23 protein-coding genes are annotated in these 26,828 nt (G+C 63.7%); 15 read left to right on the top strand and 8 right to left on the bottom strand.

Going from position 1 to position 26,828, the window contains the following annotated elements; translation table 11 throughout:
* The first annotated feature begins 38 nt into the window (after window positions 1–38).
* Both ACQY5K_RS14835 and ACQY5K_RS14830 read left to right on the top strand, forming a co-directional pair.
* Window positions 39–842: an IclR family transcriptional regulator gene (locus ACQY5K_RS14835; RefSeq protein WP_428116710.1), complete on the top strand. Its 804-nt coding sequence runs from the start codon at window positions 39–41 to the stop codon at window positions 840–842.
* Window positions 843–851: 9 nt separating this feature from the next.
* The gene (locus ACQY5K_RS14830; RefSeq protein WP_428116707.1) at window positions 852–2,132 is read left to right on the top strand and encodes an alanine racemase; all 1,281 of its coding nucleotides are present in this window, start codon (window positions 852–854) and stop codon (window positions 2,130–2,132) included.
* A 49-nt stretch (window positions 2,133–2,181) separates the two neighbouring features.
* On the opposite strand, the gene ACQY5K_RS14825 is transcribed toward ACQY5K_RS14830, so the two are convergent.
* The 3 genes from ACQY5K_RS14825 to ACQY5K_RS14815 are packed head-to-tail and all read right to left on the bottom strand — an operon-like array spanning window position 2,182 to window position 6,250.
* Window positions 2,182–3,663 carry a M81 family metallopeptidase gene (locus tag ACQY5K_RS14825; protein WP_428116705.1) on the bottom strand — a complete coding sequence of 494 codons (1,482 nt, stop codon included), beginning with the start codon at window positions 3,661–3,663 and terminating at the stop codon, window positions 2,182–2,184.
* Between the two features lie 32 nt (window positions 3,664–3,695).
* Entirely contained in the window at window positions 3,696–5,294 is a 1,599-nt protein-coding gene (locus ACQY5K_RS14820) for an N-acyl-D-amino-acid deacylase family protein (RefSeq protein ID WP_428116702.1), read from the bottom strand.
* Window positions 5,295–5,296: 2 nt separating this feature from the next.
* Window positions 5,297–6,250, bottom strand: a complete 954-nt coding sequence (locus ACQY5K_RS14815) for a mannonate dehydratase (protein ID WP_428116699.1) — start codon at window positions 6,248–6,250, stop codon at window positions 5,297–5,299.
* Between the two features lie 136 nt (window positions 6,251–6,386).
* On the opposite strand from ACQY5K_RS14815, the gene ACQY5K_RS14810 reads away from it, so the two are divergent.
* The 10 genes from ACQY5K_RS14810 to ACQY5K_RS14765 all read left to right on the top strand — a co-directional run bounded on the left by ACQY5K_RS14810 (window position 6,387) and on the right by ACQY5K_RS14765 (window position 17,708).
* A complete protein-coding gene (locus ACQY5K_RS14810; RefSeq protein WP_428116697.1) occupies window positions 6,387–7,259 on the top strand; it encodes an SMP-30/gluconolactonase/LRE family protein in 873 nt (290 codons plus the stop codon).
* 39 nt (window positions 7,260–7,298) lie between these two features.
* The gene (locus ACQY5K_RS14805) at window positions 7,299–8,774 is read left to right on the top strand and encodes a M81 family metallopeptidase (RefSeq protein ID WP_428116695.1); all 1,476 of its coding nucleotides are present in this window, start codon (window positions 7,299–7,301) and stop codon (window positions 8,772–8,774) included.
* Window positions 8,775–9,035: 261 nt separating this feature from the next.
* Complete coding sequence (locus tag ACQY5K_RS14800; protein WP_428116692.1) at window positions 9,036–10,328, top strand: aspartate aminotransferase family protein; 1,293 nt, start codon at window positions 9,036–9,038, stop codon at window positions 10,326–10,328.
* Between the two features lie 34 nt (window positions 10,329–10,362).
* Window positions 10,363–11,184, top strand: coding sequence for a phytanoyl-CoA dioxygenase family protein (locus ACQY5K_RS14795; RefSeq protein WP_428116690.1), 822 nt, complete (start codon window positions 10,363–10,365; stop codon window positions 11,182–11,184).
* Between the two features lie 257 nt (window positions 11,185–11,441).
* Window positions 11,442–13,010, top strand: coding sequence for an ABC transporter substrate-binding protein (locus ACQY5K_RS14790; RefSeq protein ID WP_428116687.1), 1,569 nt, complete (start codon window positions 11,442–11,444; stop codon window positions 13,008–13,010).
* Window positions 13,011–13,045: 35 nt separating this feature from the next.
* On the top strand, window positions 13,046–14,011 hold the full coding sequence (locus ACQY5K_RS14785) for an ABC transporter permease (RefSeq protein WP_428116684.1): 966 nt from the start codon (window positions 13,046–13,048) through the stop codon (window positions 14,009–14,011).
* A complete protein-coding gene (locus tag ACQY5K_RS14780) occupies window positions 14,008–14,997 on the top strand; it encodes an ABC transporter permease (protein ID WP_428116682.1) in 990 nt (329 codons plus the stop codon). Before ACQY5K_RS14785 ends, ACQY5K_RS14780 begins: the two co-directional genes overlap by 4 nt.
* The gene (locus tag ACQY5K_RS14775; protein ID WP_428122720.1) at window positions 14,997–16,001 is read left to right on the top strand and encodes an ABC transporter ATP-binding protein; all 1,005 of its coding nucleotides are present in this window, start codon (window positions 14,997–14,999) and stop codon (window positions 15,999–16,001) included. Before ACQY5K_RS14780 ends, ACQY5K_RS14775 begins: the two co-directional genes overlap by 1 nt.
* Window positions 15,998–16,786 carry an ABC transporter ATP-binding protein gene (locus ACQY5K_RS14770; RefSeq protein WP_428116679.1) on the top strand — a complete coding sequence of 263 codons (789 nt, stop codon included), beginning with the start codon at window positions 15,998–16,000 and terminating at the stop codon, window positions 16,784–16,786. The genes ACQY5K_RS14775 and ACQY5K_RS14770 overlap by 4 nt, the downstream gene beginning before the upstream one ends.
* Window positions 16,787–16,937: 151 nt before the next feature.
* Window positions 16,938–17,708, top strand: a complete 771-nt coding sequence (locus ACQY5K_RS14765) for an SDR family NAD(P)-dependent oxidoreductase (RefSeq protein ID WP_428116676.1) — start codon at window positions 16,938–16,940, stop codon at window positions 17,706–17,708.
* A 207-nt stretch (window positions 17,709–17,915) separates the two neighbouring features.
* On the opposite strand, the gene ACQY5K_RS14760 is transcribed toward ACQY5K_RS14765, so the two are convergent.
* From ACQY5K_RS14760 to ACQY5K_RS14750, 3 genes are all read right to left on the bottom strand, one after another.
* Window positions 17,916–18,833, bottom strand: coding sequence for a succinylglutamate desuccinylase/aspartoacylase family protein (locus ACQY5K_RS14760; RefSeq protein ID WP_428116674.1), 918 nt, complete (start codon window positions 18,831–18,833; stop codon window positions 17,916–17,918).
* A complete protein-coding gene (locus ACQY5K_RS14755; protein ID WP_428116672.1) occupies window positions 18,830–19,918 on the bottom strand; it encodes a pyridoxal-phosphate dependent enzyme in 1,089 nt (362 codons plus the stop codon). The genes ACQY5K_RS14760 and ACQY5K_RS14755 overlap by 4 nt, the downstream gene beginning before the upstream one ends.
* A gap of 123 nt (window positions 19,919–20,041) precedes the next feature.
* Entirely contained in the window at window positions 20,042–20,632 is a 591-nt protein-coding gene (locus ACQY5K_RS14750) for a DUF4432 family protein (protein ID WP_428116669.1), read from the bottom strand.
* A gap of 34 nt (window positions 20,633–20,666) precedes the next feature.
* Here ACQY5K_RS14750 and ACQY5K_RS14745 point away from each other — a divergent pair, with 34 nt between their 5' ends.
* Window positions 20,667–21,440 carry an acetoacetate decarboxylase family protein gene (locus ACQY5K_RS14745; RefSeq protein ID WP_428116667.1) on the top strand — a complete coding sequence of 258 codons (774 nt, stop codon included), beginning with the start codon at window positions 20,667–20,669 and terminating at the stop codon, window positions 21,438–21,440.
* A gap of 28 nt (window positions 21,441–21,468) precedes the next feature.
* On the opposite strand, the gene ACQY5K_RS14740 is transcribed toward ACQY5K_RS14745, so the two are convergent.
* Together ACQY5K_RS14740 and nagA are read right to left on the bottom strand one after the other, a co-directional pair.
* Window positions 21,469–22,602, bottom strand: coding sequence for an aminotransferase class V-fold PLP-dependent enzyme (locus tag ACQY5K_RS14740; protein WP_428116664.1), 1,134 nt, complete (start codon window positions 22,600–22,602; stop codon window positions 21,469–21,471).
* Complete coding sequence (gene nagA / locus ACQY5K_RS14735; RefSeq protein ID WP_428116661.1) at window positions 22,599–23,819, bottom strand: N-acetylglucosamine-6-phosphate deacetylase; 1,221 nt, start codon at window positions 23,817–23,819, stop codon at window positions 22,599–22,601. Before nagA ends, ACQY5K_RS14740 begins: the two co-directional genes overlap by 4 nt.
* A 293-nt stretch (window positions 23,820–24,112) precedes the next feature.
* Between nagA and ACQY5K_RS14730 the strand changes: the two genes are divergently transcribed.
* Together ACQY5K_RS14730 and ACQY5K_RS14725 are read left to right on the top strand one after the other, a co-directional pair.
* Window positions 24,113–24,982 (top strand): phytanoyl-CoA dioxygenase family protein, encoded by an 870-nt coding sequence (locus tag ACQY5K_RS14730; protein ID WP_428116659.1) that lies wholly within the window; start codon window positions 24,113–24,115, stop codon window positions 24,980–24,982.
* A gap of 113 nt (window positions 24,983–25,095) precedes the next feature.
* Window positions 25,096–26,763, top strand: a complete 1,668-nt coding sequence (locus tag ACQY5K_RS14725) for an RNA-binding domain-containing protein (RefSeq protein WP_428116657.1) — start codon at window positions 25,096–25,098, stop codon at window positions 26,761–26,763.
* The last annotated feature ends 65 nt before the right edge of the window (window positions 26,764–26,828 follow it).

The following is a 26,828-nucleotide window of genomic DNA, read 5'->3' as shown; positions in this document are numbered from 1 at the left end:
CTGCCACGCAACGAATTCAAACTCGAGGAATTCAGACGATGAACAAGAAGACGTCCTCGGAGTCGGGCAACACCGCGCCGGAAGGTTCATCGAACACCTATCCCATTCGAGCCGTGGAACGAGTGTGCGACATCCTCGACCTCCTGCAGCGGTCACGCGAAGGGGTTTCGCTGCCTGAGACCGCGGCGGTCACATCACTGCCGAAGAGTTCGGCATTCCGGTACCTGTCAGCTCTCGAGGCTCGGGGTTATGTCGAGCGCGATGAGCAATCCGCTCTGTACCGAGTCGGGCTCGCCTTCCAACCGCACAACACACGTCAGCTCGAGACATTCCTTGCGCAGGCCGACGGTCCGCTCCAACGACTCCGCGATGACACCGGCGAGACCACGAACTTGGGCACGCTCCATGGTTCGACGGTCGTGCACAATCTCGTTTTCGAGAGCAGCCAGATGATGCGCTTGGCGGCCCGGGCCGGTGATCGCGCCCCGATCCACTCGACAGCCCTCGGCAAAGCGATGGCGGCCGAACTGCCCAAGGATCGTGTTCTGACGATCCTGAACGCCGTCGAGATGACGCCCTTTACCGACGCCACGATCACGACGCCCCAGGCGTACTTGTCCGTGCTCGAGATGGTTCGACAGCAGGGGTATGCGATCGACGACTGCGAGAACCAGGCCGACGGTCGATGCGTCGCGGTGGCACTGCAAGGAATGCCCTTTCCCTGTGGCATCAGCGTGAGTGCGCCAGCGCGGCGGCTCACCACCGACATGGTGCCGGCGGTCGTCAAGAAGATCCGCAGCGTCGGCAAGCGTCTCGTTCGTGATTTCCTCACTGAACGGTGAGACATCACCATGGGTCCTGAATCGCAGGCAGTAGTCGAGGCGACTTCCGACACACCGCAGCCATCGTCGTCCAACTCAAAGGGTTTGCCGCTCGCCTCGGGTGCCGGGACCGGGTGGTGCGTGTTCGATGCCGACGTGCCATACCCGATCGCGTTGCTGTTCGAATCGGCGATCGATCACAACAGCAAGGCGATGAAGGGTTTCTGCGAGCGCAACGACGTTTCTCTGGCACCCCACGGCAAGACGACCATGGCACCGGCGCTCTTCCGTCGCCAGCTCCGCGATGGTGCCTGGGCCATCACCGCTGCGACGACGTGGCAGGCCAAGACCATGAGGGAGGCCGGGGTCGACCGGGTCCTCATCGCCAACCAGGTCGTTGTCCCGGCCGAGATCGAATGGCTGGCGAAGTCGCTCGATGAGGGTTTCGAGGTGTACTGCTATGTCGACTCCGGTGAGGGTGTCGACATCATGAATGAGACCCTGGCCCGCACCCAGCCGGCCCGCCGACTGCCGGTGCTGCTCGAGCTGGGGATTACGGGAGGGCGCACCGGCGCACGCAGCATCGCCGACGGCTTGCTCGTCGCCGCGGCTGCCGAAAGGTCTCCTTACCTCGCTCTCACTGGAACCTCCGGGTTCGAGGGAATTCTCGGGCCGATGGGCGATCGGCCCGTCCAAGAGGGGGTCGATGAGTTTCTCGATCAGATCGTCGAGCTGACGCACGCGGTCGATGCCAAGGGTTGGTTCGAGCCGACGCCCGAAGTGATCGTCACCGCCGGCGGCAGTGCGTACTTCGATCAGGTCGTCGACCGTTTCTCATGCGTCGACATCGAATCTCCTCTTCGAGTGGTGCTCCGCAGCGGCTGTTACATCAGCCACGACGACGGTTCGTTGCACGAGGTTTCCCCCATGGGTGTGACCCCACGAGCCGGCCGCGATGATCGGCTCGTGCCGGCCATCGAAGTTTGGGGTGCTGTGCTCTCACGGCCTGAGCCCACCCGAGCCCTGGTGGGCATCGGCAAGCGCGACGCCTCAACTGATGGCCTGCTGCCGATTCTCAAGAAGGTCCGTCGTCGCGGATCCACAGACATCGAGACCGTGGCGGGGGCTCGGGTCGTCGAGATCAACGATCAACACGCCTATTTGGACCTCGAGCCAGCCGATCCTCTCGCAGTCGGTGACCTCGTCGGCTTCGGCATCTCGCATCCGTGCACCACATTCGACAAGTGGCGCGCAATCCCGATTGTCGACGACAACTATCGAGTCATCGAGATCGCCGAGACACTCTTTTGACGGTCGAGATCAGCGCTGCCAGTACTGAGCGCTGCCAGTACGAACGGGTTCAGTACCGGGTGTCGCGCTCGTAGGGGAACATCGGTCGACGTCGATACGCGTAGTCGAGAACGCTGACATCGGCGCTCGTGCAGCCAGGGGTGTTCAGCCGGATCATCTCGGCTGCGATCGGTTCGTACGCCGCACGCGGCGAGTGAACGCCCTTGGCAACGATGATCGGCTGCGTCGCAGGGTCGAGGCCGGCGCTGATGAGTTCGGCTCGACTGGTGTTGCCCCGAGGATGTGACGTCAACAGCACCATGTGATCGTCCTGGGTGTGGACCAGCGCCCGTGGACCGGCGTCATAGAACCGGAAGCCGCCGTGAGTGGGTCCGGCATCCTCGAACTTCCCGTCATCGAGCATCCGAACAACCCCCCGAATAGCGACCGCGTCGCCATGGAGGTCATCGGTCTTGCCGCCCACGTCCAATTCGACGTCGGCGCCGACACCGGCATCCGCACAGGCGGCAACGGAAGCCGGATCGCACAACGAATGGAACAATCCGCGCACTGCGAGACGCTGCGCCGCCGCCAGGACATGGGTGGAGTCACCCGGGCTGCCAGCGCCGACGTTGTCACCAACGTCGAGGAGGACGACGGGGCGGGCATCAGCGGTTGCGGCGCGACGAAGCGCTGTGTCGATCTCAACCCCATCGCCTTCGAGTTCGGTGCGAACCTCCCAAGCGGCGCGAGCGAGTTCGCGAGCGATCTCGCCGGCAAGATCGGCATCGCCGTCGGTGACCGCCAAGAAGGCCATCCCCATCTCGGGAACATCGGCATAGGGGAAGCCCTCGGCGATGCTGACCGAAAGAACACCGGGTCGGGTCGCGGCCTGCGCCGCCATCGCGACGAGTTCGGCCATCGGCGAGTCGGTCGTCCCCTGACGCAAGATGTTCACCGCCAACGGCGGCTTCTCGAGCGCCATGACCGGATGAATCTCGCCGCGAACGACGCGGAATGCCAGATCAGCGCACTCTCGAGCACGCAGGCGAGGGTCGAGATGCGGGTTGGTCATGTACGTATTGACGACGGTGGCGCATTCGACCATGCGCGTCGAGACGTTGGCATGCATGTCATAGGTGACAGCGATCGGAACGTCGGCCCCAACGAGTCGCCGCACGCGTTCGAGGATTTCGCCGTCGGCGTCACGGTGGACCTCAGACGCGGCGGCACCGTGAAGCGCCAGGAGAACCGCATCCCAGGGGCCGTTGTCATCGAGAGCGGTCAGCAGTCGCTCCGCAATGGTTTCCAACGCCTCAGCGGTGATCGTTCCCATCGGATTGAGGTCGAAATACACCAACGGCACGAGTTCGACATCTGCGTCCGCCTCCGCTGCTTCGATGAAGCCCGCCAGGGTGGCCTGTGACTCGGCGTACTTTGCGATCAGACCGTCACCAACGTCGGGTCCGCTGGCCAGGAACTGCTCGAGGCTGGCGGACACCGGAGCGAACGTGTTCGATTCGTGGTGGAAGCCGAGGGTCGCGACGCGCATGAGATTCCTTTGGTGTGAACAGAGACGACCGACTAAGCGATTGCGCTGCTCGAGCCCCTTCGCAGGACTCGGCCAGGGCGATCGGTGCCGATGACTCCATGATCCAACACAACCGAGCCGTCGACGATCACCACGTCGATGCCAGTCGGCGGATCGGCGATCTGGCCGAATTCGGAGTTGTCGATCACTGTCTCGGGGTCGAAGATCACGACGTCGGCGACCGCTCCGATGGCGAGGGTCCCGCGGTCGGACAGTCCCAGCCGCCGAGCCGGCTCGGCGGTCATCTTGCGCACCGCATCGCTCAGTTCGAGCACTCGCCTTTCGCGGGCGTACACACCCAGAACTCGAGGGAAGGTACCGAAGTTGCGCGGATGCGGGCAGGCCGTGGGTTGGTCAAGCGGAATTGCATTGCCGTCCGAGCCGATGACCGACAGCGGATGAGCCAGGAACTTCTCGACGTCGTCCTCGCTGCGATAGAAGAGCACCACGGCCAGCTCGTTGCCGTACCGCTCGCACAGTTGCAGGGTCAGTTCGTACGGTTCGATCCCTTCGCTGGCCGAGAGCTCGTCGAGCGTGTTTGCGATGCCGTAGCCATCTGGACAGCTGCTCACGACGAAGCGGTCCCACAGCCAGGGAATCCCGTCGAACCAGCCCTCGGCCATGTCGTCGAGGGCACGTTGGCGTACTGCGGGGATCGCCAGCCGGGCGCGCATCGCTTCGGTGCCGCCTGCGGGCAGCCACGGCGGGAGGTACTGCGTCAACGACGACGATGAGGCGTCGTAGGGATAGACGTCGAAGAAGATGTCGATGCCTTCCGCGCGGGCCTCGTCGAACATGGACAGAAGTTCTGCTCCGTGACCCCAGCGTTCCGGGCGGTTGATCGCCAGATGACTGAACTCGACCGTCACGCCGGTCTGCCTGCCGATTTCGATCGCCTCAGCCACCGATGCGCGTTCGTCGGGGGCGATCGCTCGTGAATGTGTGGCATACAGCGCGCCGCGGGCGGCCAGGACTCGAGCCAGTGCTGCTACCTCGTCGAAATCGCCGTACGAGCTGGGCACGAGGGTGAGCCCGGTGCTCATCCCGAAGGCTCCTTGTTCCAGCGCGCGATCGAGGTCGCGTTCCATCCGACTCATTTCCGCGGCGGTGGCCGGTCGCTCGTCGACGCCCATCGCCGCCACGCGCAGCGTTCCGTGACCGGCGAGCGGCGCGACGTTGATCGACAAGCCCTGGTCGTGCAACGCATCGGCATAGCCATCGAGATCGGTCCACCATGGCGTCAACGGGGCCGTGGCCCCTGCGAGGTGATCGGCGTGAAGGTCGAGTCGTTCGGGTTCGATCGGGAAAGCTGCGAACGAGCAGTTGCCCACTACCTCGGTCGTCACGCCCTGGCGCAGTTTGCTCTCGCCGATGCCGTCCGCGACCAGTGTGAGGTCAGAGTGTGTATGGATGTCGATGAAGCCTGGGCACACGACCCGACTGCCGGCATCGATGGTTCGGACCGCCCGCGCATCGGCATCGATGCTGCCGAGAGCGGCGATGCGGCCACCTGTGATGCCGACGTCGCCGGGTCGTGCCGGGGCTCCCGTGCCGTCGATCAGCGTGGAATCGCGGATGATCAAATCGAACATGCTCAGAGGTCGGTGGCATCGAGGAGGCCGCGGATGTACCCGAATGCAAAGAGGCGCCCGAGCATGGTGTAGCCGGGTTCACCATCGTCCTCGCCGACCAGCTGGGGGACGTGGTCAGGTCGTATCGGACCATCGAACCCGACCTCGCGATACGCACGCATCGCTTCGGCCATGTCGGTGTGGCCCGTGTCCTGCCACGTCTCGATGAAGGACTCTGCGGTGCCCGTGACATCACGGAAATGGACATAGGCGATGTGGTTGCCGAATTGCCTGATGGCAGCCGGAATATCGATGCCCATCTCGGAGAATGTGCCCTGGCAGAAGGCGATCGCATTGGATGGGGACGGGACCAGGCCGACGAGCCGCTCGAACCCGTCGACGCAATGCATGACCCGGTCATTTCCCAACAGCGACGGGAGCGGCGGATCGTCGGGGTGCATGGCCAGCACGACGCCTGCGTCCTCGGCGACAGGAATGATCTCGGTGAGGAACGCTTCGAGGTTTGTCCAAAGCTGCTCGCGCGTGGCCCCCGGCTCGAGCGAGGCCCGAAACGGCTCGCGGCCAGGGATTCGGGCGCTCTCGAGGTCGTTGAGGTCGAAGGCGGTCACCTTGGCCCCACCCCGTTCGAGCGCGTCGACGCTGGTGCGGATCCAGTCGGTTCCGGCCATGAAGTTGTAACAGATGAGCGGAACGCCGATCTCGCCGAGATGCCGGGCGAGGGCCTTCATCTGGTCCATCTCGGTGCCGTCGTCGTGGCCGAGCTTGATGCGTTCAATTGGCAGGAATCCCTCGACGACGCCCAACCGCATTCCATAGGACTCGATTCGGGCCTTGACCCCGTCGAGCAGGGTGAGATCGGGCCCGGGGTACCGGGCGACGACCTCGTCCACGCCGCATTGGGCAGCCAGGGTCAAGTTCTCGTCCGAAAGCGGCGTCAATACCGAGGCAAGTTTCATCAGCCGTCGCTCAGAATAGGTAACAGACGGCGGTTGAGTGCTCTTTGGCGGGGCGGCTCGATGCGGCGCTTGGCCAAGCCTGCAAAGACGAGCGTTGTCGAGGCTGACGTTGTCAAGGCTGTCCTAATGTGACGACGTGACCCCTGACGTTGTCGTGGACTGTGCCTGCGACCTCGGGGAAGGGCCCACCTGGGACGCTGCCCGGCAACGGTTGTTGTGGCTCGATATCGACGGCCAGGTTCTCCATCAATTGGACAGCTTGGGACGTCATACGGCTATGGACCTCGATCAGCGTGTCAGCGTCATCGTGCCCGATGTCGAGGGTCGCCTTGTTGCCGTAGCCGGCCTAACTGTGGCTCGGATCGACGAGGTCGGCCACGTCGGCCCGGCGATTGCCACGCTGCCGCCCGATGGCGACGGCCTCGCAAACGACGGTCGATGCGACCCGATGGGACGCTTGTGGGTCGGCACCGTCGATCGCTCCACAGAGCCGAAGGCGGGACTGTTCTGTGTCGAGGCCGATGGGTCCCTCAGACGGCTCCGAGGCGGCGTGGCCATGTCGAACGGGGTCGACTGGAGCCCCGATGGCCGCATTTGCCATTACGTCGATTCGCTCACCTACCGAGTCGACAACTTGTATCTCGACGACGAGGGCCTGCCGATTCGGACCGAAACCCTTGTCGATGTCGACTCGATACCCGATGGCCTCAGCGTCGATGCCGAAGGCTGCGTCTGGGTGGCCCTCTGGGATGGCGGCGCTGTTCACCGGTACACACCGCAGGGACAGCTCGATCGTGTGGTTGAGGTACCCGGCGGCTTCATCACGAGTTGTGCCTTCGGGGGCCCCGAGGGGACCACGCTGTTCATCACGAGCGCTCGCGGCGGCCTGCCGGAGGCCGAACTGCGGTCTCAGCCACACGCGGGCGCGCTCTTCGCGCTCGATGTCGGCGTGCCGGGCCGCGGGTATACACCCTTCGGCGGTGTGGCTTCGAGCCAAGCTGGCCGATGATGAGCGCCTCACATGAGAGTTTCGGCTAGGTATTCAGACATGCGCATCGGGCTGATTCAGATCACTCAGGAAACGAGCAGCTTCAACCCGACGCTGACGACGCTCGCCGATTTCGAGTCGTTCGGGATCTACGAAGGGGCCGAGATCCTCGAGCGTCTGCACTCTGGCGGCCCCGTCGGCGGCTATCTCGACGCCATCGGGCGCTGCGGCGTCGAGGTCGAGACTGTTCCCATCATTCGTGGCAACACTCGATCGGGCGGCCGGCTGTCGACGGAAGCGTTCGAGTTCTTCGACGCCAAGGTTCGAGACGGGCTCGGTGGTGCGGGAGAGCTCGACGGGCTGGTCATGCTGCTGCACGGGGCGGCCTCGGCTGAGGGCATCGACGACGTCGAAGGAGCCCTCCTTCGCACGGCCCGCGGCCTCGTCGGGTCGTCACTTCCGCTGGCGTTGATGCTCGATCACCACGCCAACGTGACCCAGGAGATCATCGACCACGCCGACATCATCGTGGGATTCCGCACCCAACCACATGATCAGTTCGAGACCGCCCGTGACCTGACCCTGCACGCGGTGCGGCTCTTCGCCCGCCAGATCATCCCCGTGGTGGCGTGGCGAAAGCTGCGGATGCTCACCCATCAGGAGCAATACCTCACCTCGCGCGGCCCGATGAAGATCCTGTTCGACCGGGCGAGGGAGATGGAGCGTGACACGCAGGTGTTGGCCGTGTCGCCATTCCCGATGCAGTGCTGGCTCGATGCCGACGAAGGCGGGTGGGCGATCATTGTCGTGACCGACGACGATCCAACTCTGGCCGAATCTCTCGCCGAGGAGCTGGCCGAGCTCGCTTGGTCGATGAGGACCGACTTTCAACGCACGGAGAGCCGGCCAGTCGACCAAGCCGTCATTGATGCTGACCGAGCAGAGGGGGGCCTGGTCATCCTCAGCGACACCGGTGACTCGGTGCTGGGCGGTTCGGGGGGCGACAGCACGGTCATCCTCGAGGCGATCTTGCGGCTCGGCATTCGGGGACGCGCACTCGTTCCGATGATCGACTCTGTCTCCGCCCGTCGACTGTCACAGGCCGGCATCGATGCGACCGTGACGGTTGCGTTGGGCGGTCGCTCAGCCCCCTTCTTCACGCCGCTCGAGGTGACCGGCGTCGTACGGGCCGTCTCCGACGGCATCGTCGAGTTGACCGGCCATACGCAGACCCGGATCGAGATGGGGCACACGGTGGCCTTCGAGGTCGGCCCGGTGACGCTGTTGGTGAGCGAATTTGCCGGTGTCGCGGGCATCGATCCGGCTGTGTATCGCCATGTGGGGTTAGAACCGGCGGAATATCAGATGGTCGTCATGAAGACCGCGTCCAACTTCCAATACATGGCCCCGCTCACGTCGGCGATCATCCGAGTTGCCACGCCCGGCCCGACACAGTCCGACATCGCAGCGCTGGCGTGGCAACGAGTTCCACGACCGATCTTTCCAATGGAATCACTGACGACTTGGCGCGGCTGAACCGATCGCGTCGCAGCTGCATGCCGTCATGGGTGTGGGCATCGACGAATCCCGGCGCGACCACCAGCCTTCAGCGCCCGCTTGCTTCTCGCCCACGAGGAACGCTGGTTTCAGAGTGTGGAACCTCCGTTGCAGTCATTGATATGGTGTGTTGCGACGCGCTCAGTTGCGCGCTCGCTTCACTACTCGACCACGGCGCGTGTGAGTCAACGATCCCATCTCGGGCGAGACCTGAACCGTTCATCGCAACAAAGGTGGCAGATGTCAACCGAGGCCATTCCCTGCTACGACCAGAGCCGGCAAGAGCACGCTCGGCGCAAGAAGGTGATCGCTGGGGGCGTCAACTCGAATGTTCGTTTGCACGGCACGCCCGTGCCGCTCACCATGGTCCGTGGCGACGCAGCGCTGCTGTGGGATGTCGATGACAACGTCTACATCGACTACGCGGCCGGCATGGGCCCCATGGTCCTTGGCCACAACCACCCAGCGGTGACCGCCGCTGTGAAGCAGTCGCTCTCGACTGGCCAGCTCTTCGCTGGGCAACACCCGCTCGAAGCCGAGTTCGCCGAAACCCTCGTCGGCGCGCTGCCTTGGATCGAGAGCATCCGGATGGGCATGAGCGGAACAGAGATGGATCTGTTGGCCGTCCGAATCGCCAGGGCAACGACCGGCCGACGCAAGGTTGTGCGTTTCACCGGCCACTATCACGGTTGGCTCGATCCGCTCTTCGTCGACATGGCCGTCACCGCTCCGCCGATGGGACCCGTGCCGCTTACAGCGGGTCAGTCGGCCTCGGCTGCGGCCGACGTGATCTTGTGCGAGTGGAACGACATCGCACAGGTGGCCCAAGCCCTCAAGTCCGGCGATGTGGCATGTGTGCTGATGGAGCCGGTGATGTGCAACACCGGGCTGATCCCACCGTCGGCGGGCTATCTCGACGACGTCAAGACGTTGTGCCATCAGCACGGAGCGCTGTTCGTCGTCGACGAGGTGATTACCGGATTCCGCCTGGGACTCTGCGGTGCCCAAGGCTTCTACGGAATCCGCGGAGACATCTCGATCTATGCCAAAGCGATCGCGTCTGGGTTCCCGCTCGCCGTGCTCGGAACCAGCGCCGAGCTGCTCGCCGGTGTCGGTCGTGGAGAGATCAATCACTCCGGCACCTACAACACGGGTGTCTCTTCGGTGGCGGCGGGCGTCGCCACGCTGCGGGTCCTGATCGACAGCAACCCGTACCCAGAGATGGATCGCCTCACTTGTCGTCTTGTCGATGGCCTACGCCAGCTGGGTCACGAACTGGGGGTCGGCCTCGCCGTCGATCACATCGGCGGTTCTTTGTGCCAGACCCGTTTCGGAACACCTGGAGCTGTGGCGTCGCGAGCGGACTTTGCTGCCAACTCCGACAATGAGCTTCTCGCCTGTTTCCTGGCGAGCCTCCAGGATCACGGAGTGAGACCGACGAGTCGGGGCTTGTGGTTCGTGTCGGCCGCACATGACGACGCCCTGATCGACAAGACCCTCGCAGCTGCCCGACACGCCCTGAGCCGGTTGTAGTTGCGATCGTCGGGGATTCGAGAGCGGACCGCAGATGAGGCAGTCGTACGAAAAAGACGGCTACGTCTTTCCGCTCGAGGCGATGACGCCACATCGCGCGGCCGAGTATCGGACGATGTTCGAAGCGGTCGAGGCCGCGCACGCCGACGACGCCCTCATGAGCAGAATCTTGCGGGGAAACCCGAACATCGTGCTCCCGTTCATCGACGAGATCATGCGCCTGGCGTCGGTGCTCGAGCCGGTGAAGGCGATTCTGGGCGACGACCTGTTGGTCATGAGTGCCAACTTCTTCATCAAAGAGCCCGCGACGCCCGCGTTCGTGAGCTGGCACCAGGATCTGACGTATTGGGGATACGACGACGCACACGAGGCGACCGCGTGGGTCGCGCTCAGCCCGTCGACAACCCAGAGCGGCTGCATGCGGTTCATGCCAGGAAGTCATCGGTGTGAGATCGTCGAGCATCGCGACACCTTCGACGAGTCGAACATGCTCTCGCGAGGTCAGGTGGTGGCGGTCGAGGTGGACGAGGCGGACGCGGTCGATGTGACGCTTGCGCCCGGCGAGATGTCTGTGCACCACGGCCGGTTGTTCCATTCGTCGAATCCAAATGCTTCTGCCGACCGACGCATCGGGTTGGCCATTCGGTATGCCGCCCCATCGATGCGGCAGGTGTCGGGTGTGGCGACGTTCGCACATCTCGTGGCGGGCGAGGACAGATACGGGCACTTCCGGCTGTTGCAGCCGCCCACAGATGTGCTGGCGCGCCGCGACGTCGCGAACGCTCTGGAGGCGATCGCATTGCAGGAACGGATCGGTTACGAAAGCGCCGCTGACCGAGGCAAGCGCATCACCTGATTGTGGGCCCACGGCGTTTGACCGGGGGTGATGATAGAACTACGGTTCTAATCAGTGAAACTCAGGTTTCAGTGATGACGCCTCTCGAGGCGGCAGGAATGCCACCGAGAGCGGCCGTCAAGGGCCAACACTGTTTGAACAGTCACTGGCAACGACGTGACAACTCTGGCGTGAAGACCCAATTCAACGAGCTGGCCGGTGCAATCCTGAACGGATTGTGAGGCAGCGTGAATACACGATCCAGAAAGGATCACCTCATGAGGAACTACAAACGAAGTTGGCTGATTCTCAGTGTGCTCATGGCGTTCGCACTGGTCGCAGCGGCGTGCGGATCAGACGACGACGGTGGTTCGACCGCAGATACGGCCGCTGCCGCCCCCGATGAACCCGCTGACGCCCCCGATGAACCCGCTGACGAACCGGCCGAAGTCCGGGAGTTGACTCTCGCGGTCGCGCAGGAGCCGGCGAACTGGGATTACGTCACGAACGGAGCGACAGCCATCAAGACGCCGCTCCTCTACAACGTCGTCGAGACGCTCGTGGAGAAGCAAGCCGACGGCAGCGTCGCTCCCATGCTCGCCGAGTCATGGGACGTCAACGCGGACGGGACCGTCTACACGTTCACGATCCGCGAAGCCAAGTTCCATGACGGCAGCGATCTCGACGCCGTTGATGTGGCCTATTCGCTCGAGTACAACCGAGGGGGCGAGGGGGACATCACCACGCCGTTCGACGCCGTTGACACGATCGAGGCGACCGACGACCGAACGGTCGTCGTCACGCTCACCCAGCCCAGCCAAGCGTTCCTCAATGGCATGGCCCGGATCAGTTCAGCAGTCGTGCCCGAAGGCACCGGCGACGACATTGCCCAAGGCCCCGTCGGTACTGGCCCCTACGTGTTCATCGAGTGGAAGCCTGACGTCTCGGTCGACATGGATCGGTTCGCCGACTACTGGGGTGACCAGCCGTTCTTCTCCGACGTCACGTGGCGCTTCATCACCGACGAGACAGCGAGCCTGAACGCATTGCTCGCAGGGGACATTGACGGCGTGGCAGGAATCCTCGGCGAGGGCATCGATCGCGTCGACGAAATCGACGCGGAGGAAGACTTCAAGATCCTGACTGTCTCAGGATTCGAGATCTCGTACCTCAGCCTCAACGCGACGGCGGAGATCTTCCAGGACCCGTTGGTCGTCCAAGCGGTCAACCATTCGGTAGATCGCCAGCCGATCGTCGATGCCGCGTTCGCCGGACTCGGGAAACTGACGTGCACCTTCGTCAATCCGCCGAACGAGCCGTGGGCGAGCGACTACTGCCCCTACGAATACGATCCGGCGAAATCCCGCGCACTGCTCGAGGAGGCCGGGGTCCCAGGCTTGGTGATCCCGTTCAAGTACCTGACGATCGCCGAGTTCCCGCCGATTCAGGAAGTGGTGACTGCACAGCTGACCGAGGCCGGCTTCACCGTCGAGCTCGAAGGCCGTGAGCTCACCACCTACATCGATGAGATACTCGGCGAGACCGCCGACTACACGTTCACATCGTTGAGCGGTCCGAGCACGATCGATGCCTGGAAGTGTCCTGGCTTCTTCACCCTGCACTGCGACCCGGTCTTCGATCAACTGCTGAACGACGGGGACGCGGCCGTCGACTCCGCGGTCACGACCGAACTGCGGCGACAAGCGGTGGAGATGCATGCCGACGCCGGCTTCCTGATTCCGATTGTTGCGAAGCTCCAAGCTGTCGCAGTGCGTGCCGACCTCGAGGGTGTCAAGCTGTTCACCGCTGGTAGTGAATTCGACCTTGGTTACCTGACCCTCGAGTAAAACGAGGAACCAGGAATCACGGAATAGGACGATGAATGGTTCGAGTTCTGGTTCGCGCCATCGCCTCGTTGCTGGCGTCCGCCTTCATGGGCTCAATCATCGTCTTCCTCCTGTTGCGGATGCTCAAGGGTGACGTCGCAACCGTCATCCTTGGGCAGACCGCAACGCGCGAAGCGCTGGAGGCGCTACGCGCCGAGATGGGGTTGGGCGCACCCCTGTTGCAGCAATACCTGGAGTGGATAGGCGGCGTACTCCAAGGCGATATGGGTACGTCCTATGCCGCAGAGTTCGACATCGCCCACGAAATCTGGGTGCGCGTGCCCTTGACCTTCACGTTGGCTTTCGCGTCCTTGATCATTTCGGTGATCGTCGCTCTCGTGCTCGGCACCTTCTCGGCCATCCATGTCAAAGACTGGCGTGGCACCTGGGTGGACATCCTGTCCCAGATCGGCATTGCAGTTCCGTCGTTCTGGTTGGGCCTGTTGATGGTCACCTTATTCGCCGTGCACTTGGGATGGCTGCCCGCAGGTGGATACGTCCCGCTCACAGAAGACTTCGTGAGGGGTGTCAAATCGTTGACGCTGCCTGTGTTCGCTCTTGCGATACCGCTGAGCGCAGTGCTCGTTCGCTACGTGCGGTCAGGCATGCTTGAAGTCTTGGACGAAGACTTCATCAGAACGGCCCAGGCCAAGGGTCTCACGCTCCGACGAGCTGCGTGGCGCCATGGGATTCGGAACGCTTCGATTCCGCTCGTGACCATCACCATCCTTCAACTGGGCTCGTTGCTGGCAGGTGCGGTGGTCATCGAAAACGTGTTCACCTTGCCGGGCCTCGGCCGCATGTTGGTCGTGGCCGTCGGGGGGCGCGAGCCATTGTCCGTCCAGTCGCTGGCGCTCGTGCTCATGCTCATGATCCTGACGCTGAACTTCCTGATGGACATCGCCTACGGGCTCTTGGATCCGAGGATCCGCGACAGCGGTCGATCAGCCCCCATGGCATGACCGACCAACCTCCATCGCCTGAGGTTTCGGCGCCTGAGGTTTCGGCGCCTGAGGTTTCGGCGCCTGAGGTTTCGGCGCCTGAGGTTTCGGCGCCTGAGGAGTTGGCGCCGGATACCGACGAGCTCGAGGTGTTCGAGCGCGCCGGCAGCGCCTCGAAACGGTGGGTCCCTCCGCAGCTCGTGATCGGGGGCGTCATCGTTGCCGTCATCGTCGTCGTCGGTCTCATGTCGCTGTTCTGGACGCCGTACGACGTCGACAAAGTCGACGTCCCGAACCAGTTCTTGCCCCCGGGATCCGACGGCTATCTCCTCGGCACCGACAAGCTCGGTCGCGACATGACGAGCCAGATCATGGCCGGCGCACGAAATTCGTTGCTGGTCAGCGTTGTCTCGACGATCGCGTCGATTATTCCGGGCGTGCTGTTCGGTTTGGTTGCCGCCGGAGCCCGCCCCTTCCAGCAGCGGCTCATGAGCCGCGTGACCGACATCGGCATCGCCCTCCCCGGCATCTTGGTGGCACTCGTTTTGGCCACGTCGCTCGGACCGGGTAACACGACGGCGATCATCGCCATCATGTTCTGGCTCATCCCGACGGTTGCCCGAGTCACCATCGGGCCAGCGCGCCAGATCCTCTCACGCGACTTCGTCGAGGCCTCGCAGGCGTACGGCCGGACTCGAAAATTCATCCTCTTCCGACACGTCCTGCCCAACATCGGCCCGCTCATCATCGTCCAGGCATCCGTCATGTTCGCGATCGCCATCCTCGTCGAGGCCGCGTTGTCGTATCTCGGCATCGGTGCGCAACGACCGACCCCGTCGTGGGGACGTCTGCTGAAGGAAGCCCAGCCACTCCTTGATCAGGCCCCCTATCTCATGATCATCCCCGGGGTCTCGATCATGGTCGCCGTGATCGGCTTCAACCTCCTCGGCGATGGCCTGCGCACCTATCTCGATCCGCAGCAGACCACCAAGGGTGCTGGTGTGTGATGCTCGAAATCAACGATCTGACCATCACGATCGGGGCACACCAGATCGTGTCGATCGAGCATTTGTCGATTCCGGCCGGTCGGCGCCTCGGGCTCGTCGGCGAGTCCGGGTCGGGCAAGACGATGACCGCGATGAGCATCATCGGTCTTTTGCCCCGCGACGCGGTGGTGACCGGCTCCATCACATTCTCAGGCGTCGAGATGGTCAACCGCTCCGAGCGTGACCTCTCGAATATTCGAGGTGCAGAGATCGGCGTCATCTTCCAGGACCCGCTTCGGGCGCTCAACCCGACGATGCGAGTCGGCAAACAGGTCGCGGAGGCGTTGCGACTCCACAACACGGTGCCCTCCAATCAGGTGAAAGGGCGAACCCTGGAACTGTTCAAGCAAGTCCAGCTGCCTGAACCCGCGGTCTTGGCTCGCAGATATCCCCATCAGCTGTCAGGAGGCCAACAACAGCGAGTTCTCATTTCCATGGCCATCGCCTGCGACCCCAAGCTGCTGATTGCCGACGAACCGACGACTGCACTGGATGTCACGGTTCAGAAGGAAATCCTGGAACTGCTGGCGCGCCTGAGCGCCGACAGAGGCATGGCGGTTCTGTTCGTCAGCCATGACTTGGGCGTCATCGAGGTGATCTCGGATCACGTCGCAGTCCTCTACGGCGGGAGCCTCGTCGAGACGGGTCCAGCCGACGACATCGTTGCCTTGCCGCGCCATCGTTATACCGAGGCGCTCATCAGCGTCAACCCCGGCCACCCCGAAGACATCAGCGCCTCCCTCGGCAAACCGCTCGTCACAATCAAGGGCTCCGTGCCCCCGCTGGGTGCGTTCTTGCCGGGCTGTCGATTTCGAGGCCGCTGCCCACACGAGATCGAGCAGTGTGCAGTTGAACCGCCGATTACCGAGATGACGAGTGAGCATTCATTCAAGTGCTGGAACCCCGTTGACTCGACGATGCCCATTGGTTCGGGCGACGCTGAACTGGCGAGCGAGCGCCAATGACCGTTCTGCTCGAGGCCGACGAGCTCTTCTTCGACTATCACGCTCACCTGCGGCGGCGCGACCCCAACGCGGATTGGACGCTGCGAGACATCAACGTCACGATGACTGCAGGCTCGACGGTCGGCATCGTTGGCGAGTCCGGATCCGGCAAGTCGACGCTCGTGCGGCTCTTGTGCGGCTTGCTCGTTCCCTCGAAGGGTCGCATCACGTTCGACGGCCGATCAGTGACGGAATGGCTGTCCGAGGATCGTCGCGAGTTTCACCGCCGCAACCAGATCGTCTTTCAGAGCCCTGCCAGCTCGCTCGACCCGCGGTTGCGCATCAAGACGTCATTGTCCGAACCGACGAAGGCGCTGGAACGACGCAAACCCGAGGCAGCGCAAATGCGGAACTGGCTCCAGGATGTGGGACTGAGCGGCGAGGTTCTCTCTCGCTATCCGCATCAGCTCTCAGGTGGACAACTGCAACGGATCGCCGTGGCCCGGGCGCTTTCGGTGAGACCTGATGTTCTGTATGCAGACGAGCCCACGAGTGCCCTTGACGTGTCTGTCCAGGCCCAAGTGCTGAACCTGTTGATGGGGTTGAAGCACCGCCATGGGTTGACGCTGGTGCTCGTTTCTCACGATCTCGCCGTGGTCGCGCGCGTGTGCGAACAAATCATCGTGCTCAAAGACGGGCACGTCGTCGAGGCCGGTGGGACCGCTGAGGTGATGACCGATCCCAAGACCGACTACACCCGCACGCTGGTGGAGGCCTCTCGAGCCACGAGCTTGGTGAGGACCTAAGAGGTCGCAGTGGGAAGGTCACGGTTCGGGAAACGACTGTCGCGCCCTCTTTGTGCAAATTTGCCGTCTGTGGCGGCATTTCTGCGCAAAGTCGAAGCAGTCGGGGCTGGCAGGCATCACCGCCTATCCGCTCGTGCACTCGGAGGTCGAAATGGGAAGACTTGACAATCGCGTCGCACTGGTGACCGGAGCGTCGCGTGGCATCGGTGCCGCGGCCGCTGAGGCGTTCGCCCGCGAGGGCGCCAGTGTCGTCATCAACACCATTCCCGACGAACGAATGGATGCCATGGCGTCCGAGGTCGTGTCGCGCATCACCACCGCGGGCGGTGCCGCCATCAAGGTGGTGGCCGACATCACTGTCCCAGCGCAAGTCGAGGCGATGGTCGTCGACGCCCAGAAGGCCTTCGGCGATGTCGATGTGCTCGTTGCCAACGCTGCATATGCGAAACGCTCGGCGTGGAACGAGATTTCAGTCGAGCAATGGGACCGCACGATGGCGGTCAATCTTCGCGGCGCGTTTCTGTGCTGCCGGGCCGTGCATCCAGGAATGCTCCGCAAGGCACGAGGAAGCATCATCACGGTGACGAGTGTCACCGTCGACCTGGGCATGGCGGGGAGCCTCGACTACGTGGCGTCGAAGGCGGGGGTCATCGGTTTCACTCGGGCCTTGGCTCGCGAGGTCGGCCCGGATGGGATCCGGGTGAACAGCGTGATGCCCGGCGCAATCAGAACAGAGTACGAAGTCGAGCTCGAGACAGAGACAGAGGATGAACTCGCCAAGCGGCTGGCCGAACTCCAGTCCCTTCCGCAACGGGGCTATGCCGAAGACCTCGCGGGCACATTCGTCTATCTGGCCTGCGACGACAGCGCCTTCGTGACCGGCCAAGTCGTTGCCGTGGACGGTGGTTGGATTCACCACTAGGCGAGTTCGGCCCGGATGATCGCCGTTGACACGTGCTCTGCGTGACCGGCCTCTGCGGATGTCGCTCTAGCGGCCGCTTGGATAGGCGACGTCTCGGAAAGTTGCTGTCACGCTTTCTGCGTGCAAATTTGCCGTCTGTGGCGGCATTTCTGCGCAAAGTCCAAGCCGTCGGGGCTGGCGGGCATCGCCGCCGATCCTCTGAGGCTCTCAACCGTCAGCGGTAGCCAGGCAGACGACGAGATCGTCGCGGACCACCGGTGGGCGTCTCTTGACGGCCATCACCCAGGCGTCGTCGGGAGCGCGCACCTCCTCGAGTACCTGCCCGCCGGTCGCCACGACGGTTCCCAGCAATTGACCGGCTTCGACCTGCGCTCCACCCGCCAGATCCGTCAGGAACTGGCCCTCGTGACGAACCGAGATCATGTCGCGATCCAGATCGCCTCCGCCGGTGACGTCGATCGGTGCGGTGGCCGGTTCGGGCGGTGCGCCGGTGACCATGTCCATCATGGCGAGGACGCGTCGAACGCCGGTGACGTAGGCGTCGACCGATGCGGGGCTCACCGGCCCGCCACCGGGGCACTCGACGTAGACGGCCTGATCGACCACGCTGACCGAACGGCCTTCCGTGCGGCCCGGGTGACGCCACAGGAACTGCGCGCCGAACGCCGAGGCGGCCTGTTTGGCCAGGGAGTCAGCCGTGATCGTGTCTGCTTGGTAGCCAGCCAGGAACGGCATGTCGTAGTCCTGCCCCGACGTGTGCAGATCAATCAACAAGTCCGCTCCGGAGAGCACCTCGGTGAAGAGGTGGTGTGCAATCTGGGCGGTCGCACTTCCGCTGGAATCTCCCGGAAAGACCCGTGCCAGATTGCCGCCATCGATGGCGCTGGTGCGACTATCCGCGGAGAATGCGGCCTCGTGACAGATCGGCACGATCGCGACGCTGCCGCGGGTCAATCGGGTCTCGTCGATCGCCAGCCGGCCTGCCGCCAAAACGCCTTGGGTCTCATCGCCGTGGATTCCGCCGAGCACCACGACGTTGGGACCGTCTTCGGCGGCCGAAGCAGTCCACACGTCGAATCCGCCACCGGTTCCTGCGGCGACCCTTCGCTGCGTGTGATCGATCATGGCGAGACCTCGAATTCTGCGAGCACGGACGCAATGTCGCCGGTCGCGATGTGGCGCGGAGGGTTGTCCCCACCGAGTCGTGCGGCCGACACCGCATCTTTGTGCCCTGCGCCGGAAAGGATGACGACCACGTCGTCGTCGGCCGCAATCCGGTGCGCTTCCAGATCGGACAGAACCCCGGCGAGTGCGGTGGCGCCCGCCGGCTCGACGAACAGCCCCTCGTGACGGGCGAGGATCCGCTGGGCATCCCAGGCTTGTTCGTCGGTCACCTCGACCACGTGCCCCCCGGTATCGGTGATCGCCGCGGTGGCGTCGAAGTCGAACAGGACCGGCACTTGGAGCCCGGAGATCGTGGTGGTGAGCGCCTCGTCGAGCGGATCGAGCGTGCCTGCGAGCGCTCGATTGAGCGTCGGGCAGCCGGTGGGTTGCACGCCGATCAAGCGCGGAATCTCTTGGCCCGCGCCCACTCCCACGCCCATGCGCCGGTAGCCCCGCCAAATGGATGCGAGCAGGCCGCCGCCGCCTATCGGAACATAGATCGCAGTTGCCGTGGCACGTTGTTCGATCAGTTCGAACGCAATCGTTTCAGCGCCGCGCATGGCTTCGGGGGCGTAGCGCGCACCGGTGAGGAACGCGAGCCACCCTTGCTCGGCGGCCATTGCGGCGATGCTCTCCGCCACGTCTAGCGCCCCGCCGGTGGCGGAGCCGAGTTCGGCGACGATGTTCGTCGTGGCTCCGTGGGCCAAGATTTGCTGCAACTTGCCATCGACGATGCCCGAGATGGTGAACAAGATGACGGGGTAACCGGCTCGGGCGCCGTAGGCCGCGATCGCAGCCCCACCGTTGCCTGAAGAGGTGCCGATGGCACCGACAAGCCCGTCCCGGGCAATGATTGCGCTCGACATGGCCGCGATTCGGTCCTTGAACGAGCCGGTGGGGTTCTGAAACTCGGCCTTAAAAGAAACCGTGGGGCCACCGGGCTGGCCCAGCCGCGAGCAGGTCGCGTTCAACAGTGGTGTGTCGCCCTCGCCGAGGCTGACCAACACCGACGGATCAATCCCGAGAAGCTCGGCAAAACGCCACATCGCGGGATGGTAACCGAGGGGCAAAGATCGAACGATCGGGAGGATCGACGGATCGACGAGCCTCGGTGCCCGGGCGCCCGGATCCTGGGCATCCATGCGCTCGGCGTGTGTGCGAGCCCCGGGTCAGCTGTGGCGTCGAAGATGCTCCGCGACTGCGTCCGATCCGCTGTGGGCGCCGATCACGAGGTCGTACTCCCGTGATTCGCCGGGTTCGAGCACCACAAGCTCGCCCTTGGCCCGGACGTCACGACGTCCGGCAGTTCCGTTGGTGCTGGGTTCCAATCCGACGACATAGCTGCCTTGGCCGAGCATGCGCCACAGGACGAGATACGGCAACGTGTCGCAGCGGTAGTGCTCGTACACCGCGAGGTCCTCTTCAGCGTTGACCACCGTCGCCAAGACGCGGCCGTCGGCTCCGGCGCTGGGCCGTATCTCTGTGACGTCCTCGGCGACACCCGGCTCCGGAGGACCGAAGCGATCCCAGCCGGGCGTCAACACGTGATCACGGCTCGCTACGGAGGCGTGGCCCACGTCGAACGCACGGTCGACAATGATCTCGAATGCGAGGCCGGCGCCGCTGCGGAACTCCAACAGGCGCGTGCCGCGCCCGGCGCCGTCGGCGAGCGTCACGAGCCGGACACCGGCCACCTGCGACATCTGACCGACGTGGGCCAGCAATCCGGAGCGATCGAGCGGTTGACCGTAGACGTCCATCAGTTGGCAACTTGGGCGCAGGTGTGGGCTACGGTTGCGCACTTTCGACACGCCCGAAGCAGCCGATCCGATGGCCATTCCTCTCGACCAGATCACGTCGATGCCGGCGTTCTCGCCGTACTTTCCGGCGCCACCGGCGCGCTATCGAGGTGCCAAGTTCCAGCACGTCTACTTTCGGGCGAGCCTCGACGCGATCGACAGGGTGCTGCCGGAGTGCTTCGAGCCGAGCCCCGACGGCATGTGTGCCGCGATCGGCCTGACCGTGCCGTGGTCTGCCAACTACGGCGCGTTCGACGAGAGCGTGCTGTCGGTGAAGTGCACCTATGACGGCACCGAGGGCTGGTTCGCACCCGTCGTGTTCCTCAACTCCAAGTCCAGCATCCCAGCGGGCCGCGAGATCTACGGCACGCCAAAGGTGTACGCGGACTTCGAGATCGGGTTCGATGAGCGTGTCATGTACACGAACACGATCGTCGGCGGAACGACGCTGATGAGCGTCCGTTCGACGATGCATCGAGAGGCGACAGCCGACGAGATGCCGCCGGGCGATCCGGCTTGGCGGCTCAAGGTCATCCCGCGCGCCGACGGCAACGGCCTCGACGTAATGCAACTGATCGACGTCACCAACACGACCACCGACGTGGTGGTGCATGTGTGCAGGGCGGGCGACGGCGTAGTGCAGTTCAACCCCTCGCCCGTCTACGACCTGTCGGACTTCACGCCGCTCGAGTACTTCGGCGCTTACTACATCGAGCTGGACATGACCGAGAACTGGGGCGAGATCGTCAAGGATTTCTTGGCGGATTGATCTGCGTTCTTGGGGCTCGTCGGGCTCGTCAGGCCGCTCTCTCGATGACGGCGAGGAACCGGTCGAGTTCTTCTTGGGTGTTGTAGAAGGTGGGGTCGCAACGGATGCCGTCGAGAAAGCTGCCGCAATAGATGCGTTCGGCCTTCAGCTCCAGGTGAACTTCGGCGGCATTGGGGATTCTGAAGAACACGATGCCCGCCCGATCGGCGGCCGGCAGCGGTGTCCAGATCTCGACGCCCAGCCGGCTCAGCGCGTCCAATAGATACTGCGTCAGGTCCCTGATTCGCCGTTCGATGAAGGGTCGTCCGATCTCGTTCAACAGATCGACGCCGGCCAAGGCTCCTGCGACGCCGACAAGATTGGGGATGCCCCCTTGGAATCGGCTCGCTTTGTCGTGCAGCTCGCAATTGCGTACGTCCCACTCGTCGACGTTCGCAGCTGACATCCAGCCGACGGTGGGCGGCGTCGCACCAAGATGCTGATCGGCCACGTAGAGGTATCCGACACCTGTGGGTCCCATCAGCCACTTGCTCGTGGTGCCGGCCAAGAAATCCACGGGTGTTGCACCGACGTCGACGTCGATCACGCCCAGCGCTTGTGCCGCGTCGACGACGAGCGGAGCCGCGGCGGCCTGAGTCATGTTCGTCAGCGGTGCCAAGTCGTATCGGAAACCGCTCCCGACGGTGACAGCACAGATGGAAACGCATGCGGTCTCGGTGTCGATCGTCGCTTCGATGTCTTCGAGGGCGACACGTCCGGCTCGTTGCTCGACGAACCGAATATCGGGTATCGCAGACTTGCTTGCGAGCCACTGATACGTGCTCGACATGAACGCCAGATCGGTGAGCACCACGTTCTGCTCGGGCGTCGGGGCGAGAATCTGTGCAGCGAGATTGAGACCGGCAGTCGTGGATTCGGTGATCACGATGTTGTCCGAGGTGGTGTGGAGCAGCCCTGCCAGCCGCTCCTTCAGCAAACCGAACCGTTCGTATCCGACGTGGAAGGCATCTTCGCCGCCTCGTGCGCATTCGTCGACGACGTTGTTCATCGCGGCGGCCACCGGGCGGGCGAGCGGATGAATGCTGCCGTTGTAGAGATACGTCCAGTGGTCCACGACCGGGAACAAGTCGCGCAGGTCGGAAATCGTCTGCTCGTCGGTCATCGGAACGCCTCGGGTTCGGTCGAGTACACGAGCCGACCCCCGACAAGGGTGTGCTCGACGTTGCCATCGGGGTCGAGCACCGCGATGTCAGCGTCCTTGCCCGCAGCGAGACTGCCTTTGCGGTCGAATATCCCGAGTGTTCTCGCGGGTGCTTCCGTTGCCATCACCAGCGCGACATCGACAGCAACCGAAGCGACGGCTGCGAGATTCCGGACGGCGCTCGACATCGACATGACGCTCCCGCAGAGCCAACCGCCCGCAAGCCTCGCCACATCTTCGTCCGCGCTCGTCACCAGCTCCTGGCCGTCGCTCATCCGATGGACGCCGGGTTCCAGACCGGCTGCGTACATCGCGTCGGTGATCAACGTCAGCTTGGCTGCGCCTTTGCACCGCAATGCAAGCTTCACCAGTGCGTCGTTCACGTGGGCACACGTCGAGTCGCACACGATGTCGGCTGTGAGGTCGTCGTCGAGGAGTGCGAGTTCCTCCAGTCCGACTCGCCTGGTTCCGTCGTAGCTGTTCGAATTCTGCAGTTGCCTGGGTTCCATGGCGTTGAAGAGATGGGTGACGTGCGAGGCGCCGGCGGTCCGAGCCGCTGCATAGTCAGCCGGTGTCGCGTCCGAATGGCCCAGTGACACGACGGCGCCTGCGGCAGCAAACCGTCTGATCGCCTCGATCGCCCCGCCTTGTTCCGGCGCGATCGTGACCATTGCCAGCGCTTCGCCCGACGCTTCGAGCAGCATCTCGACAGCATCGGGGGTTGCCTCGACAACGAAATCGGGACGCTGGGCGCCGTATCGGGGATTGAGGAATGGTCCCTCGAGGTGGACGCCTCCGATGGTGGCGCCATCGCTGACGAGCCCGGAGGCGGCTCGGATCTTGGCGGCCGAATCGACCATCGCGGATAACTCGTTCGTCATCAGCGTCGGCAAGAAATAGGTGCACCCGCCGCTCGTGACATGTTGGGCCATGCCGACCGGGTCGTCCTCGGCGTAACAGCCACCCGACCCATGGATGTGCACGTCGATGAAGCCAGGCGAGATGATCCGATCGGGTACGTCAACGCGACGTGCGTTCGCCGGAATCTCGATCCCGCTGCGCTGGCCTGCGGCCAGAATCTTGTCGCCTGCGATGAGGACGACGCCCTCGTCGGTGACGGTTCGATCGATCAGAACTCGGCCTGCGATCGCCAGCGGGCGCACAACGTCTGCCGACATCTACTGGCCGCCCATGGGCGAGCCGTACACCTCATCGGGCGGCGGCGACACGTTGGACTCGCCCATCACGCATCCCCCCCGGAACTCACCTTGCTTGGTGCCGGCCCTCACGCTAAGCGACGAGCTTGGCGGCGATGCCCGACAGCCCCGCCGTTCTCGACTTTGCGCAGAAATGCCGCCACAGACGGCAAATTTGCACAAAGAGTGCGCGACAGCAGCTTTTCGAGACGTCACCTATCCGCGTGGCCTCCAAACGACAAGCTTGGCTGCGGCATCGGCCCTATGGTTTGGGAATGACGACCGTCATGACTCGTGTGGACGTGGCGTCGTACGAAGAACAGGGCTATCTGGTCGTACCCAACGTCCTGTCCGAATCGGAACTCGAACCGATCCGCCGCGGGCTCAAGCAACTGGTCGACAAGGCGTCGGCCGTATCCGAGAACGACGACGTGTACGACCTCGAGGACGACCACACCCCGGCGGCCCCGAAGGTCAGGCGGATCAAGAACCCTGACGCAGTCATGCCGAGTGTGGCGGCGCTGCTTCGCCATCCTGTGTTGCTCGATGTGCTGACCCAACTGCTCGGACCAGGAGTTCGTTTCCAGACCAGCAAGCTCAACATGAAGGCTGCCCGCGGTGGCTCAGCGGTCGAGTGGCATCAGGACTGGGCGTTCTACCCGCACACCAATGACGATCTGCTTGCCGTCGGGGTCCTGCTCGATGACGTTGACGAGGCCAACGGGCCGCTGTGTGTGCTGCCAGGAACTCACCGCGGTGTGATCTTCGACCACCATGCGAATGGATACTTCAGCGGAGCCATCGACCCGGTCCAGAATCCCGTCGATTTCTCGACGGCGGTCCCGTTGGTTGGCACCGCGGGTTCGATGACGTTTCACCACGTGCGAGCCGTGCACGGCTCGGCCCCGAACCGGTCGGCGCGCCCACGGAATCTGTTGCTGTTCCAGTTCGCAGCGGTCGACGCGTTTCCGCTGGTGCATCCGATCGGCGACATCGCCAGCTTCGATCGGATGATCGTTGCCGGCGAGCCCACCATCGAGCCACGGGTGACGGCAGTGCCGGTTCGGTTGCCGCTTCCGCCTGCACCCCTAGAAGGCTCGATATACGAGATTCAGCGGGCAATGGCAAACCGGTTCTTCGTCTGAAGGTTCGCGTCGCCGGCTCAGCGAACCCGCCAGCGGTAAACCACGGTTTACAAACTTATACGCACTGCGATATCCGAATTCGTAAAGCGTAAACGAATGCGTATAATCACCCCATGGCACCTCACGATCTCGAAGAGTTGGTCGCCGGTGGTGAGACGTACACCGTCGAATTCAAGCGTGACGTCAATGACGACGAACTCACCGAGGCTGCGGTGTGTCTCGCAAACGGCGACGGTGGTTGGCTCTTGATCGGCGTCGAAAATGACGGAACCACCGTCGGGGCTGCTCCTCGGCACGGAAGCACGACCCAGAGCCCGCGGGTGGAGGCTCTGGTGGCCAACAAGACCTCGCCCCCTCTCATGGTCGAGGTGAGTGTCGAACAGTTCGACAGCGTCGACATCCTGGTTGTTCGGGTGCCCAAGGCACCCTCTGTTGTGGCAACGACCTCGGGCCGTTATGTGCGACGCGCGATCGATGTGGACGGCAAGCCGCAGTGCCTGCCCATGCTCCCCCATGAGGCCCAAGCCCGAACCTCCGCGCTCGGAGTGCGCGACCTGTCGACCCTGCCGTTGGCCGATCTTTCGGTCGACGACTTGGACACCGCCGAACTTGACCGCTTCCGTCGCCTCGCTGCGGGAGGCGGCGATGCGATTCTGGCCGAACTCTCCAATCGCGACCTCCTGTCCGCGCTGGGACTCCGATCCGTTGAGGGGGTTCCTGCGCTCGGGGCGGCGTTGCTGTTTGGAACCGCCGATGTCTTGACGACGTTCGCGCCGACACACGCTGTCGTATTTCAAGCTCTCGACGAACACGATGCCGTCCAAGCCAACGAGACCCTGCCCGTCCCGCTGCTGCGAGCAATGCTCGAGCTTGCTGACGCAGTGAGCCGCTACAACCCAGAAGAAGAGATTGACGATGGGCTCTTCAGGCTCGGTCTCCCGCGCTACTCCCAAGTCGCCGTCCGAGAGCTGATCGCCAACGCTCTCGTTCACCGCGATTACTCACTCAGCGGACAAGTCAGAGTGGCCATCGAAGGAACCACCCTGTCAGTGAGCAGTCCTGGCGGCTTCCCTGATGGCATCACCATCGACAACCTGCTCACTGCGCCACCGCAGGCACGCAACCCTTTGATTGCCGACGCGTTCAAGCGAGCCGGACTCGTCGAGCGAACGGGGCGCGGCGTGAACCGCGTCTACCGGTATCAACTGGCGCTGGGGCGGCCCCAGCCGGATTATTCGCGGTCTACCCGAGCATGGGTCGAAGCGCAGGTGCCGGCTGGCGCGGCGGATCGAGAGCTCGCTGCGTTTGCCGCCGCCGCGGCACGGGACAACAACGCGCTCAATCTCCAGACATTGCAGGTGCTGCACGAAGTGCGCGCTGAGAGCCGGATCACCTCCGTGCGTGCGGGCGAGCTGTTGCACCTCGCAGCCCAGCAAGCGAGGTCGGTGCTCAACGGCCTCGCAGAGCGCGGACTGCTCGAAGCCCGAGGCGAGGGCAAGGGACGCACCTATCACCTCGCCGCAGAGCTCTATCGGCAGATGGGCGAACCAGCCGCGTACGTCCGGACTCGCGGCTTCGTCTCGATTCAGCAGGAACAGATGGTGCTGACGTACGTTGCCGAACACGATTCCATCGGACGAGCAGAAGCCGCCGATCTCTGTCGTCTCGGGCCCGATCAAGCATCACGCCTTCTGCGCAGAATGGTTGAGGCGGGCGCACTGCGCATGACAGGCGCACGCCGAACCGCCCGCTACCACGATCCGGCGTCAGCCATTGGGTAAGTCGACGCGGTCGTAAGCGCCCGTTGAAAAGTTGGCCGCCACGATTGCGCTGAGCGCCGTGACGG

Source organism: Candidatus Poriferisodalis sp., from assembly GCF_965262965.1.
Lineage (GTDB): Bacteria > Actinomycetota > Acidimicrobiia > Acidimicrobiales > Poriferisodalaceae > Poriferisodalis.
The sequence above is the reverse complement of the archived record's forward strand: the minus strand, read 5'-3'. Positions and strand labels throughout refer to the sequence as shown.